This window comes from Tsukamurella sp. 8F (assembly GCF_029167375.1).
In the GTDB taxonomy this organism is placed as follows: Bacteria; Actinomycetota; Actinomycetes; order Mycobacteriales; family Mycobacteriaceae; genus Tsukamurella.
On sequence record NZ_JARFTP010000024.1, the window covers coordinates 33,389 to 46,691 of the forward strand.

At 71.5% G+C, this 13,303-nt stretch carries 10 protein-coding genes; all 10 read left to right on the forward strand.

Translation table 11 applies throughout. The features are described 5' to 3' along the window. The first annotated feature begins 133 nt into the window (after positions 1 to 133). The 10 genes from mraZ to murG all read left to right on the forward strand — a co-directional run bounded on the left by mraZ (position 134) and on the right by murG (position 13,269). On the forward strand, positions 134 to 568 hold the full coding sequence (gene mraZ, locus P0W64_RS16775; RefSeq protein WP_275481301.1) for a division/cell wall cluster transcriptional repressor MraZ: 435 nt from the start codon (positions 134 to 136) through the stop codon (positions 566 to 568). Positions 569 to 711: 143 nt separating this feature from the next. Then, positions 712 to 1,791: a 16S rRNA (cytosine(1402)-N(4))-methyltransferase RsmH gene (gene rsmH / locus P0W64_RS16780; protein WP_275481302.1), complete on the forward strand. Its 1,080-nt coding sequence runs from the start codon at positions 712 to 714 to the stop codon at positions 1,789 to 1,791. Between the two features lie 5 nt (positions 1,792 to 1,796). Further along, a complete protein-coding gene (locus P0W64_RS16785) occupies positions 1,797 to 2,654 on the forward strand; it encodes a hypothetical protein (RefSeq protein WP_275481303.1) in 858 nt (285 codons plus the stop codon). Between the two features lie 137 nt (positions 2,655 to 2,791). Then, a complete protein-coding gene (locus P0W64_RS16790; protein WP_275481304.1) occupies positions 2,792 to 4,618 on the forward strand; it encodes a penicillin-binding protein 2 in 1,827 nt (608 codons plus the stop codon). Between the two features lie 85 nt (positions 4,619 to 4,703). Further along, the gene (locus P0W64_RS16795) at positions 4,704 to 6,278 is read left to right on the forward strand and encodes a UDP-N-acetylmuramoyl-L-alanyl-D-glutamate--2,6-diaminopimelate ligase (protein WP_275481328.1); all 1,575 of its coding nucleotides are present in this window, start codon (positions 4,704 to 4,706) and stop codon (positions 6,276 to 6,278) included. Positions 6,279 to 6,311: 33 nt separating this feature from the next. Next, on the forward strand, positions 6,312 to 7,874 hold the full coding sequence (gene murF / locus P0W64_RS16800; RefSeq protein ID WP_275481305.1) for a UDP-N-acetylmuramoyl-tripeptide--D-alanyl-D-alanine ligase: 1,563 nt from the start codon (positions 6,312 to 6,314) through the stop codon (positions 7,872 to 7,874). A 1-nt stretch (position 7,875) separates the two neighbouring features. Further along, positions 7,876 to 8,955, forward strand: a complete 1,080-nt coding sequence (gene mraY, locus P0W64_RS16805) for a phospho-N-acetylmuramoyl-pentapeptide-transferase (RefSeq protein WP_275481306.1) — start codon at positions 7,876 to 7,878, stop codon at positions 8,953 to 8,955. Further along, entirely contained in the window at positions 8,955 to 10,397 is a 1,443-nt protein-coding gene (gene murD, locus P0W64_RS16810; protein ID WP_275481307.1) for a UDP-N-acetylmuramoyl-L-alanine--D-glutamate ligase, read from the forward strand. The genes mraY and murD overlap by 1 nt, the downstream gene beginning before the upstream one ends. After that, positions 10,394 to 12,187 carry a putative lipid II flippase FtsW gene (gene ftsW / locus P0W64_RS16815; protein WP_275481308.1) on the forward strand — a complete coding sequence of 598 codons (1,794 nt, stop codon included), beginning with the start codon at positions 10,394 to 10,396 and terminating at the stop codon, positions 12,185 to 12,187. The genes murD and ftsW overlap by 4 nt, the downstream gene beginning before the upstream one ends. Beyond that, complete coding sequence (gene murG, locus P0W64_RS16820) at positions 12,184 to 13,269, forward strand: undecaprenyldiphospho-muramoylpentapeptide beta-N-acetylglucosaminyltransferase (protein ID WP_275481329.1); 1,086 nt, start codon at positions 12,184 to 12,186, stop codon at positions 13,267 to 13,269. Before ftsW ends, murG begins: the two co-directional genes overlap by 4 nt. Positions 13,270 to 13,303 lie beyond the last annotated feature (34 nt).

Consider the following 13,303-nt stretch of genomic DNA (forward strand, 5'->3'; position numbering starts at 1 on the left):
AAGCCCCGAAATTTCGTGCGCGTCGTGGTTGAAAGTGGTGAATCGTGGGGTAAAGTGGGGCGCAGCGGAGAGGGAGTACGACCCAGGGGCCCGATCCGGAACACACCCCCAGAGCGGGAGGCGGGAGGTTGCCGTGGCGTTCACGGGTACCTACACGCCGAAGCTCGACGACAAGGGTCGCCTGACCCTGCCTGCCAAGTACCGCGACGAACTCGCGGGAGGAATCACCATCACGAAAGGACAGGACCGCAGCCTCACCGTCTACCCCAAGGCGGAGTTCGAACGGATCTCCGAGAAGGCCGACGCGATCGAGTGGACCGACCCGGCCGGGCGCGCCTTCTACCGCAACTTCTTCGCCAGCTCCGACGAGCAACGACCCGATGCCCAGGGCCGGATCACCCTGTCGAACGATCATCGACGCTACGCAGGCCTGACCAAGGAATGCGTGGTCGTGGGATCCCGGCGGTTCCTGGAGATCTGGGACGCGGAGGCCTGGGACGTCTACCAGGCCGCGCATGAGGAGGACTACTCGCAACCCCAGTCGGACGCCCTCAGATCGATCTTCTGAGTGTCCCGGCACACCGCGGTGGCCCGTGGCCTGCGCCCGAACGGCCCTGACGCACTTCCCCAGCGCCAGGTACGGATCGGGCGGGGACCAAGGATCATCGCCGCGCTTCCCACAGAACACGACGCGACTTCAGGAGTTCCCCCATGCCCGCAGACGGTGCCGACGAGGTGGGGGCCTCCCGTGCCTACGGGCACGTCCCCGTTCTCGCCGCCCGGGCGCGGGAACTGTTCGCCCCGGCGCTGGGAGCGGCCCCCGACCAGGCGCGGGTAGTCGGTGCGGACGGTGCCGGCCGGGTGTACGTGGACGGAACTCTCGGGCTGGGCGGCCACAGCGAGATGATGCTGCGGGCGTTCCCCGCGCTCACCGTCGTCGGCCTGGACCGGGACACTCGCGCGATCGCGACGGCAACCGAACGCCTCGCGCCGTTCGGCGACCGGTTCGTGGCCGTGCACACCCGCTACGACGGCATCGCAGATGCGCTCGCGGGCCTGGGCATCCCCGCCGCCGATGCGATCCTGTTCGACCTCGGCGTCTCCTCGATGCAGTTGGATCAGACCGATCGCGGGTTCGCATACTCGGTCGACGCTCCACTCGACATGCGCATGGATCCGACCGACGAGCTGACCGCCGCCGACGTTCTCAACACGTACGAGGCTCGCGATCTCGCACGTGTGCTGCGCACGTACGGCGAGGAGAAGTTCGCGTCGAAGATCGCCGCCGCCGTGGTTCGCGAGCGGGTGCGCGAGCCGTTCACGACCAGCGGCCGCCTCGTCGAACTGCTGTATGCCACCATCCCCGCGCCGGCGCGGCGGACCGGGGGGCACCCTGCCAAGCGCACGTTCCAGGCACTGCGGATCGAGGTCAATCGCGAGCTCGCATCCCTGGAGGCGGCCGTGCCCGCCGGCCTGGACGTGCTCGCGCCCGGCGGCCGCATCGTGTTCATGAGCTATCAGTCGCTCGAGGATCGCATCGTCAAAGCCGCGCTGGCCGAACGCACCCGGTCCACGACGCCCGCCGGGCTACCGGTGGATCTGCCCGGTACCGCCCCTACGTTCCGGCTGCTCACCCGTGGTGCAGAACGCGCCACCGAGCAGGAGATCGCCGACAACCCGCGCGCCGCGCCCGTCCGCATGCGTGCGGCCGAGCGGCTCGCCAGTCTCGACGCTCCGCTCGCGAACCCCGTCACGCCACACCAGACCACGCCGACCACGAAGAGGAGCTGAGCGCGATGACCATCACGTCGGATCCCCGCCCAGGTGCCCGCGCAGCGTCCCCCCGCCGCGCGGACCGCACGCGGGACGGACGCAGCAGGACACGGTCGGCAGCGGCGCAGCGCGCGATCGAGCGCCGCGACCGCCGCAGGCAGGCCCAGGACGCGGCCGCCGCGTCGGGCCGGTTCGTTCGGGAGACACCCAGCGAGCGAGCCCTGCGTCGGCACCGTGAGGGCGGGTACTCGGCGCGCCGCATCGTCGCGCGCATCCCTTCCGCGCCCGCCGCGATGGCCCGCCGGGTCCCGTTCATGGTCGGCGTCTGCCTCTTGGTCGCGGCAGGTCTGGCCCTGACCCTGTGGCTGTCTACGGGGAGCGCGGAGAAGGCCTACGCGCTCGGTCGCCAATCCGATATCAACCAGGCCCTGACGGAGCGCCGCGCCGGGCTCGAACGCGATGTGAAGGCGGGGGAGAGCGCTCCGGATCTCGCAGAGCGCGCCACTCAGCTGGGCATGGTGCCCGCGGGCGACCTCCCGGTGCTCATGCAGGGCGCCAGGGGCAAGGTGAAGGTGGTCGGCACGCCCAAGCCGGCCACCGGTACGGCGCCCGCACCACTCAATGCGCCGCCCGCGGGTGGCACGCCGACAGGACCGAATCCCGGGCAGCCGCGCTCCGGCGGTGAACAATTGGTCACCATGAACTCCGGTACTCCCGCTGTGCCCAACACGGCAGCGCCGGCGAACGGTACGCCGTCCCCGGCTCCCACCACCCAGGCCCAGCCGGGCCCACAGGCCCAGCAGCCGCAGGCCCAACAGGGCCGGCCCCAGGCGCAGCAGACCCAGACACAGCAGACTCAGGCACCCCAGGGGGCCCGGTGACGCGTTCGATGCAGCCGCCGCGCGGCACGCGCCGTGGCCGTCCCCAGGCCGGCCGACCGCAGCCGGCGAGGGGGCGGTCTCAGCCGACCAGGGGCAACGCACAGCGACAGGCTCGCCCGCAGGCGGCCCGGGCACGGATGAAGAGCGGCGCCGGCCTCCCGCTGGCGACGAAGTACCTGCGCCGCAACCGATTCGGCGGCGCCGTGATCCTGGCTGTCTTCACCGCGATCGCGCTGTGGCTCGCGGTGGTGCAGTTCGTGCAGGCGCCCGGCCTCTCGGCGCGCGCGGCTGATCAGCGCGAGGTCTACGAGGTGCTGCCCGCGACGCGCGGTGCCATCGTCGACCGCAACGGGCAGCCGATCGCGTTCACGCTCGAGGCCAAGTCGCTGACCTTCCAGCCGCAGGCGGTCCGCAAGCAACTGCAGGACGCCTACACCAAAGACCCGAAGAAGAACCCGGAGCCCGAGCAGCGGCTCAAGGACATCGCGCACAAGATCGCGCAGGTGCTGGGTAGCGAGGTGGACGAGCAGAAGGTTCTCGATCAGCTGAACAGCAACGAGACGTTCGTCTACATCGCCCGCGGCGTCGATCCCGCGAAGGCGTCCCAGATCACCGACGAGTACAGCGAGGTCGGGGCTGAGCGACAGAGCATCCGCAACTACCCGGGCGGCTCGCTCGCGGCCAACGTCGTCGGCTCGACGGGGTGGGACGGGCACGGTTTGGTCGGCCTGGAGTCGTCGCTGGACTCGGTGTTGGCGGGTAAGGACGGCTCCGAGGTCTACGACCGCGGCTCCGACGGCGCGGTCATCCCGGGCAGTACCCGCGACGTGCACCCCGCGGTCAACGGCTCCAAGGTGACGCTGACGCTCGACAACGACGTCCAGTTCTTCGTCCAGCAGGCTGTCCAGTCGGCGTACAAGAAGTCGGGCGCCAAGGGCGTGCAGGCGGTGGTGATGGACGCCAAGACCGGCCAGGTTCTGGCGATGGCCAACAACAACACCTTCAACCCCGCGCTCGGCATGGCCAATCAGGCTCCGGACGCCCAACTCGGCAACCCCTCTGTGAGCACTCCCTTCGAGCCGGGCTCGGTGAACAAGATCGTCACCGCGTCGGCCGCGATCGACAACAACCTCACGAACCCGAACGAGGTCCTGCACGTGCCCGGTTCGATCCGGATGGCAGGTGTGACGGTCAACGACGCGTGGGTGCACGGTGTGGCGCCCTACACCACGACCGGCATCTTCGGTAAGTCCTCGAACGTCGGCACCCTGATGCTCGCTCAGCGGGTGGGGGAGAAGCGCTACGCGGACTACCTGCAGCGTTTCGGCCTGGGCCAGGCGTCCGGCCTGGGCCTGCCGGGGGAGAGCCCGGGTTCGGTCATGCCGCAGAGCCAATGGTCGGGAGGCACGTTCGCGAACCTACCCATCGGCCAGGGCCTGTCGATGACGCTGCTCCAGATGACGGGGATGTACCAGGCTCTCGCCAACGGTGGTGAGCGCATCCAGCCGCGCATCCTCCAGTCCGTGGCGGGCGCCGACAACCCGGTCGCGCAGGCCAAGACCGACCAGGTGATGAGCCCGAACTCGGCCAAGACGGTCCTGGATATGTTCCGCGCGGCGCTGCAGGACGACCCGACCGGGCTCCAGGAGGGCACGGGTGCGAAGGGCGCCGTCGCCGGATACCAGATCAGCGGCAAGACGGGTACGGCGCAGCAGGTCGATCCGGTGACCCATGCGTACTCGAATTCGAAGTACAACATCACGTTCGCCGGGATCGCGCCCACCAACGACCCCCGCTTCGTCGTCGGCATAATGATGGACGCGCCCACTCGCAGTTCGGACGGCACGGGAGGCGAGTCCGCGGCCCCGCTGTTCCACGACATCGCCGCGTACCTCCTGCAGAAGAACAGCGTTCCACTGTCCCCGCCGGCGCCGAAGCTGACGCTGCAGGCGGGTTGGCAGTAGACGCCCAGGAGACGGGTAGGCTACGCCGGTGCCTGAATCGGATCCGACTCGACCGACCAACGTGGCCGGGGCGACTCTGGGCGCCCTGGCGGCGGCCGTTCCGGACCTGCGCATCGCTCGCGAGGACGCCGAGACGTTGGTGACCGGCGCGACGGTTCGAGCCCAGTCCGTGCAGCGGGGAGACCTGTTCGCCGGAGTGCCGGGCATGACCACGCACGGCGCGCGGTTCGTCGGCGACGCCGCCGGGCGGGGTGCGGTCGCCGTGCTGACCGACCCCGACGGTGCGGCGCTGCTGGCCGGGCCCGACGGTGCACGGCTCCTTCCGCCACAGGGGCTGCCGGTCGTCGTCCACGAGGATCCGCGTCACGTGCTCGGCCCGGTCGCCGCCGTCGTCTACGGCGATCCCTCGACGCGCTTCACGCTGGTTGGAATCACCGGCACCTCCGGCAAGACGACGACGAGCTACCTCGTCGACGCGGCGCTGGGCGCGGCGGGGAATACGACGGGGCTGGTCGGCACCGTCGGGACACGGATCGCGGGCGAGGTCATCGCGACCTCGCTCACCACGCCCGAGGGCAGCGCGTTGCAGGGACTGTTCGCGGTCATGGTCGAACGCGGGGTCACCGCAGCCGTCATGGAGGTCAGTTCGCACGCGCTGGATCAGAACCGGGCGGGCGGCACCAGGTTCGCCGTGGGTGCCTTCACCAACCTCAGCCAGGACCACCTCGACTACCACCCGACGATCGAGGACTACTTCCAGGCCAAGTCCCGACTGTTCGTGCCGGTCGAGCCCGGCGACCCGGTTTGTGCTCACGCGGTGATCTGCGTCGACGACGACTGGGGCCGCCGGATGGCCGACCTGCGCCGCGCCGCGGGCCTGCCGCTCAGCACGGTCGCCACGAACTCGCCGACCGACGCCTCCGCCGCCGACTGGACCACGGGGGATGTCGTGGTCGCCGCCGACGGCTCGCAGTCCTTCACGCTGACCGGCCCAGGCGGAACGGCGGATGTCACCATCGCGCTGCCTGGCCGCTACAACGTGGCCAACGCTGCGCTGGCGCTCGCCGTCGCCCACGCGGCGGGAGCCGACCTGGCCGCCGCCGCAGCGGGTGTCGCGCTCGTGGCGGTGCCCGGCCGGGTCCAGCGGATCGACCGTGGCCAGGACTTCCTCGCGGTCGTCGACTACGCGCATAAGCCCGCGGCCGTCGAGGCGGTCATCGCGACGCTGCGCGCCCAGACCCCGGGCCGCATCGGCATCGTCGTCGGCGCTGGCGGTGACCGCGACCGCGGCAAGCGGCCTCTTATGGGCGCGGCCGCCGCGCGTGGGGCCGAGCTGGTGGTCGTCACAGACGACAACCCCCGCACCGAGGAGCCGGGTGCGATCCGTGCGGCCGTGCTCGACGGTGCCCGTGCGGCCGTCGCGGCGGGCGAGGGCCGCGGCGGAGGCGAGGTGCGTGAGGTCGGCGACCGGCGCGCCGCGATAGCGGCCGCGGTCGCGTGGGCGCGTCCGGGCGACGTCGTCCTGATCGCAGGCAAGGGGCACGAGCCGGGCCAGGAGATCGCCGGCGTCAAGCACCCGTTCGACGACCGCGACGAGTTGGCGCGCGCAATCGATGCGCGCCTGCGCGGGTCCGTCGACGCCGGACCGGACCGGGCCTGAGCCCGCGTCCGTCCGGATCTGGAAGGAGAACAGTTGATCCCCCTGACGCTGCGTGAGGTCGCCGACATCGTCGGCGGCGAGCTGCACGATGCGCCCGACCCGTCCATCCGGATCACCGGCACCGTCGAGTTCGACTCCCGCGAGATCGGCCCGGGCGGGCTGTTCCTGGCCCTACCGGGAGCGCGTGTGGACGGGCACGACTTCGCCGCCGCTGCCGTCGAGAAGGGTGCGGCCGCGGTCCTCGCAGCGCGCCCCGTGGGTGTGCCGGCCATCGTCGTGCCGGTGACCGGGGAGACCGACAATCGGGTCATGGCACTCGAGAGCGACGCCGACGGTGCGGGGGCCGCCGTCCTGGGCGCGCTCGCGGCACTCGCGAACCACGTGGTGCGTGCGCTCGCGGATCCGTCGCGACCGAACGGCGGTCTCACCGTGGTCGGCGTGACCGGCTCGGCGGGTAAGACCTCGACCAAAGATCTCATCGCTGCCGTGCTGCGCCCGCTCGGCGAGACGGTCGCACCGCCCGGTTCGTTCAACAACGAGATCGGCCATCCCTGGACGGCGTTGCGCGCCAACGAATCCACACGCTTCCTGGTGCTCGAGATGTCGGCGCGCGGCCCCGGCCACATCGCGGCCCTGGCCCGCGTCGCGCCGCCGCGCATCGGAGTCGAGCTCAACGTCGGCACCGCGCACCTGGGCGAGTTCGGTTCGCGGGCGGCCATCGCACAGGCCAAGGGCGAGCTGGTCGAGGCACTCCCGGAGACGGGCGTCGCGGTACTCAATGCCGACGACGACGCGGTCGCCGCGATGGCGCCGAGGACGTCTGCGCGTGTCGTGAGCTACGGCTTCGGCGAGACTCCCGACGTGCGGGCCGCGGACGTCTCCCTCGACGGCCGGGCGCGCGCGGCGTTCACGCTGCACGCCCGCGGCGACGAGGCGGCGGTGCAGTTGCTCGTGCACGGCGAGCACCAGGTGCACAACGCGCTGGCCGCGGCCGCGGTGGCGCTCGAGTGCGGCGCGACCGTCGCCGGCGTCGCCGAGAGCCTGTCGGGCGCGACGGCGGCGTCGCCGCGCCGGATGGACGTGACGACGGCGGAGAACGGCGTCACGGTGATCAACGACTCCTACAACGCCAACCCGGATGCGGTCCGCGCCGCCCTGCGCTCGCTCGCACAGATGGCCCGGTTCGCGCCCGAAGGCTCGCCCGCCGCCGAGAAGCGCCGGACGTGGGCGGTCCTGGGCGAGATGGGCGAGCTGGGCGACGAATCCATCGCGGAACACGACAAGGTCGGACGGTACGCGGTGCGCCTCGACATCTCGCAGCTCGTATGTGTCGGACCGTCCCGGTCGGTACGCGCGCTGTGGCAGGGAGCGGTACAGGAGGGCTCCTGGGGAGCCGAGGCCGTGCGGGTGGACACGCGGGAAGAGGCCGTGGCCCTGCTCACGGAGCAGGTGCGCCCGGGTGACCTCGTTTTGGTGAAGGCGTCCAAATCCGAGAAGATGTGGACCGTGGCGGAAGCCGTCACCGCGCTGGGCACGACCGCGCCCGGCACGTCGGACCCCGCACAGAGGGGCGTTACGACCGAGGGGAATTCGTAAGGTGAAGCAAATCCTGTTCGCGGGCGGGATCTCGCTGGCGGTGGCCATCATGCTCACGCCGGTGCTCATCAAGATCTTCTCCCGGCAGGGTTTCGGCCAGGAGATCCGGGTCGAGGGCCCGCAGAGCCACCAGACCAAGCGCGGCACGCCGTCGATGGGCGGCGTGGCGATCGTGGTCGCACTGTGGTGCGGTTACCTGGGGGCACACCTGGTGGGCCTGGGAAGCGGACCGGGCCCGTCGGCATCCGGCCTGCTGGTGCTGGGGCTCGCCTCCGCCCTCGCCTTCGTCGGCTTCCTCGACGACTTCATCAAGATCCGCAAGCAGCGCAACCTCGGCCTGAACAAGACCGCGAAGCTGGTGGGCCAGGCGGTCTCCGCGATCGTGTTCGGGGTCCTGGTGCTGCAGTTCCGGGACGGCGGCACCGGGCCTGCGAGCCCACACCTGAGCTACACGCGTGACATCAACGAGCTCTCCATGGTGCCGATCGTCTTCGTGCTGTTCTGCCTGTTCGTCATCTGGTCGTGGTCGAACGCCGTCAACTTCACCGACGGCCTGGACGGGCTCGCTGCCGGGTCGATGGCCATGGTCCTCGGCTCCTATGTACTCATGACGTTCTGGCAGTACCGCAACGCGTGCGTGGGCGGGCCGAAGGGGATGACGGCGGGCTGCTACGACGTGCGCGACCCGCTCGACCTCGCCCTGGTCGCCGTCGCCGCGGGCGGCGGCTGCCTCGGGTTCCTGTGGTGGAACGCAGCTCCCGCGAAGATCTTCATGGGCGACACGGGTTCGCTCATGCTGGGCGGTCTGCTGGCCGGACTCTCCATCACGACCCGCACCGAGTTGCTCGCCATCGTGATCGGCGCGCTGTTCGTGGCCGAGATGGTGTCGGTGGTGACGCAGATCGCGGTCTTCCGGACCACGGGCCGGCGCGTGTTCCGCATGGCGCCGTTCCATCATCACTTCGAGTTGGCGGGGTGGGCGGAGACCACCGTGATCATCCGGTTCTGGCTCCTCACGGCCATCGCGTGCGCGTTGGGCCTGGGCCTGTTCTACATCGAGTTCCTCGGCAGCGCGGGCTGATGCAGCCGTACCTCGAACCGGGCGCCGAGGTCCTCGTCGCCGGGGCGGGTGTCACGGGGCCGGCCGTCGCCCGGGCGCTCCGGACACTCGGAGTGCGGCCCACGATCGCCGACGGCAAGCCTGCGGCGCGCGAGAAGGCGGCGACCGAGGTGCCGGACGTGGCGGTCCTCGACCTCGAGCGCGCGGATCCATCCCGATTCGCCGCCGTCGTGTGCGCGCCGGGTTTCCGGCCCGACTCCCCGCTGCTGGTCGCCGCGCAGGCCGCCGGAGTGCCGGTGGTCGGTGATGTCGAACTCGCGTGGCAGGCGGACCGGGCGGGCCTGTTCGGCGCGCCACGCACGTGGCTCGTGGTGACCGGCACCAACGGGAAGACCACGACCACATCGATGCTGGAGGCGATCCTGCGGCGCGCGGGCCTCGCCGCGGTCGCATGCGGCAACATCGGCCGCACGGTCATCGACGCGGTCGCCGACCCCGCTGATCACCGCGTGCTGGCGATAGAGCTGTCGTCGTTCCAGCTGCACTGGGCGCCGAATATCCATCCGCGCGCAGGCGTCGTGCTCAACGTCGCCGAAGACCACCTCGACTGGCACGGCTCGATGGAGGCGTACACCGCGGACAAGGCGCGCGCCCTGCGGGGTGACGTAGCGGTGATCGGGTTGGACGACCCGGTGGCGTCCGCGCTGTCGGGCCCCGAGGTCACCGTCGGCTTCACCACCGGCGAGCCCGGCCCGGGGCAGTACGGTGTCCGCGACGGCGTGCTGGTCGACGGCAGTGGTGCCCGGATCCTGCCGGCCGCCGACGTCGTGCCCGCCAGCCCCGCGGGTGTAGCCGACGCCCTCGCGGCCGCCGCGCTGGCCGCCGCCGTCGGCGTACCGCCGTCCACGTCCGGCGCCGCCCTCGCCGCGTTCGAGGTGGGCGGGCACCGCGCGCAGCCGGTGGCGACGGTGCGCGGGGTCATCTACATAGACGACTCGAAGGCGACGAACCCGCACGCGGCTCGGGTCTCGCTCTCGGCGCACGAGCGCGTCGTGTGGATCGCGGGTGGACAGCTCAAGGGCGCCGACGTCGCGCCGCTCGTCGCCGATACGGCGCCGCGGTTGGCCGGAGCGGTCCTGTTGGGCGTCGACGCGGGTGTGATCGCGGAGGCATTGGCGCGACACGCGCCGGATGTCCCGGTGGTTCGGGTATCTACGGGTGACGATGGAGATGTGTCTCCAGTGACTGATGTTGCGCGACTGACCACAGTGACGGCGCCGAGCGGGCCGGACGCGGCAATGGACGTCGCCGTCCGCGCCGCCGCACGCATGGCCGAGGAGGGCGGCGCGTCCGCGGTGCTACTCGCGCCCGCCGCCGCATCGCTGGACATGTTCACGTCCTACGGCCACCGCGGCGACGCGTTCGCCACCTCCGCCCGCGCACTGGCAGGGGAACGCGCATGAGCGAGGCCGTCGGAGACGGTGCCCGGACGGCCACTGAACAGGACCACGACGACTTCGACGACGAGTTCGAACCGAGCGCGCCCGAGAGCACCGAATTCGATGCGCAGCCAGGCGACGAGGCGAACGAGCCCGCCGAGCCCCGCCGCAACGCGGGCGAACTGGTACGCGACGGCGCCTCCGGAGTCCGGACGGCCGTATCGAACGTGCTGCTGGCGCTCGACCGTCCGCTGGCGTCGTTCCACATCGTGGTCGGCCTGACGATGGTGCTCACCGTGATGGGCGTGATCATGGTGCTGTCCGCGTCGTCGGTCGAGGACTACACGCGCAACGGTTCGGCGTACGGCCTCTTCTTCAGCCAGGTCATGTATGCGGTGATCGGCCTGGTCGCGTTCCTGGTGGCGATGCACATGCCGATGCGCTTCCTCCGGCGGATCTCGCTGTTCGTCGTCGTCGTGTCCCTGATCCTGCTGGTCGCGGTGCTGGTGCCGGGCATCGGCACGATGGTCGACGGCGGTCGCCGCTGGATCGAGATGGGCCCGATCACCCTGCAGCCCTCGGAGCTCGCAAAGGTCGCGCTGATCCTGTGGGGCGCGCATCTGCTCGCGGATAAGCGCCCCGACTCGACGCTCAAGGAGCTGACGGTGCCGCTGGTGCCCGTGGGCCTGCTGATCGCCGCGCTCATCGCGAAGGAGCCGAACCTGTCGACCGCGATCATCATCGCGATCGTCGTCGGTACCCTGCTGTACTTCGCCGGGCTGCCGGTGCGGATCTTCGTGAGCCTCATCGCGGCCGGAGTCGCCGCAGCCATCATCCTCGCGTTCACCGAGGGCTACCGGTCGGCGCGCGTGCGCTCGTTCATCGGCGGTTTCACCGGGGCGGCCAACGACCACCTCGGCGCCGACTACCAGACCACCCAGGCCAAGTACTCGCTCGCGGACGGCGGATTCTTCGGCGTCGGGCTCGGCGGCTCGAAGGCCAAGTGGAACTACCTGCCCAATGCGAAGAACGACTTCATCTTCGCGATCATCGGCGAGGAACTCGGCTACGTGGGTGCGGCGGTGACGATCGCGATGTTCGCGCTGCTCACGTGGGTGGGCCTGCGAATCGCGCGGCGCAATGCGGACCCGTTCGTCCGGCTCACGGCCGCGACCATCACGACGCTGATCGCGACGCAGGCGATCATCAACATGGGCTACGTCGTCGGGCTGCTGCCCGTGACCGGTATCCAGCTCCCGCTGCTCTCCGCGGGCGGTAACTCGATCATCATGGTGCTGTTCATGTTCGGCCTGCTGGCGAGCGCTGCCAGGCACGAACCCGAGGCGGTGGCGGCACTGAGCACCGGTCGCGACAGCCGCTTCGGGCGCTGGATGCGGTTGCCCACGCCGCGACCCTACGTCGCGCCGTACCGTGCAACCCCCGACCCCCGCCGCGGGAAGGGGCGCCCCGGACCGGGCGCGGCCGGCCCCCGTGGCGCACGCGTCGCGAGCCCTGAGATGTACCGTCGCGCACCGCGCGGGGCGGGATCGTACGGCCGCGTCTCCGGCCCGTCGCCCTACGACCGTCAGCCCTATGACGACCCCAGGTGGGGCCGCCCGGCGCCCCGCACCGCCGGACGTCCTGCGCCCCGCACCAGTGGCGGCCCGGCGCCCCGCACCAGTGGACGCTCCGCGTCCGTGGCCCAGCCCTGGCGCCGTGGCGGCGTCGGCCAGGCACAGGGCCGCTCCGCCCGGTCCGAGGGCCGTTCGGCCGAGCCTCGCGCCACCCGCACCGACCGGAGGAGACGATCCTGAGCACGCCCACCCGGCCCGCATCGGTGGTCGTGGCCGGCGGCGGCACCGCCGGCCACATCGAACCCGCGATGGCCGTGGCCGATGCGGTCCAGCGGATCGACCCGGACGCACGTATCACGGCCCTCGGCACCCCGAAGGGGCTCGAGGGCCGTCTCGTGCCCGAGCGCGGCTACCGGCTCGAGATGATCCCGCCGGTGCCGCTACCTCGCAAACCGGGCCGGGACCTGCTCGAGCTGCCCGCGCGCGTCGTGGGTGCGGTGCGCCGCACGCGCCAGGTGCTGCGCGAGGTGGAGGCCGATGTGGTGGTCGGCTTCGGCGGCTACGTCGCGCTGCCCGCGTATCTCGCGGCGCGCAGCCTGAGGCTGCCCGTCGTCATCCACGAGGCGAACGCCCGCGCCGGCGTCGCCAACAAGGTGGGCGCGCGCCTCGCAACCGAGGTCTTCGCGGCCGTGCCCGACTCAGGCATCCGCGGCCGAGTCGTGGGCATGCCCGTGCGGGAGGCCATCACCTCGCTCGACCGCCGGGGGCTGCGCGCCGAGGCGCGTGCCCACTTCGGTCTGCCGGGCGACGGCCCCGTGGTCCTCGTGTTCGGCGGCAGCCAGGGCGCGCTGCGGCTGAACGAGGGGATCTCCGGCGCGGCGCCGGAGCTCGCGTCGGCGGGGGTCGGCGTGCTGCACGCGTACGGGCCCAAGAACACCCTCGACGTCAGCGAGCCCGGCTACGTGGCCGTGCCGTATCTGACCCGCATGGACCTGGCCTATGCCGCGGCGGACCTGGCCGTCTGCCGGTCGGGGGCCATGACCGTGGCCGAGGTCGCGTCGGTCGGCCTGCCGGCGGTGTACGTGCCGCTCCCGCACGGCAACGGCGAGCAGGCGCTCAACGCGCGGCCCGTGGTCGACGCGGGGGGTGGCATCATGGTTGCCGACAGCGACTTCACCCCGGGCTACGTCCGCGACACCGTGGCGCCGCTCGCCCTCGACGGCGACCGGCTCGCCGCGATGGGGACGGCGGCCGCGGGATGCGGTCACCGGGACGCTGCGGGCACCGTCGCCGCGGCGGCGCTGGACCTCGCCCGGCGCTGAGATTCGAGACGCCGCGGCCGGGAGCTTCAGCCAC

What these genes read in the sequence shown, in the direction of transcription:
- rsmH (WP_275481302.1), top strand. Translation starts at nt 712, where the DNA reads ATGCCCGCAGACGGTGCCGACGAGGTGGGGGCCTCCCGTGCCTACGGG.
- P0W64_RS16785 (WP_275481303.1), top strand. Translation starts at nt 1,797, where the DNA reads ATGACCATCACGTCGGATCCCCGCCCAGGTGCCCGCGCAGCGTCCCCC.
- P0W64_RS16790 (WP_275481304.1), top strand. Translation starts at nt 2,792, where the DNA reads ATGAAGAGCGGCGCCGGCCTCCCGCTGGCGACGAAGTACCTGCGCCGC.
- murD (WP_275481307.1), top strand. Translation starts at nt 8,955, where the DNA reads ATGCAGCCGTACCTCGAACCGGGCGCCGAGGTCCTCGTCGCCGGGGCG.
- ftsW (WP_275481308.1), top strand. Translation starts at nt 10,394, where the DNA reads ATGAGCGAGGCCGTCGGAGACGGTGCCCGGACGGCCACTGAACAGGAC.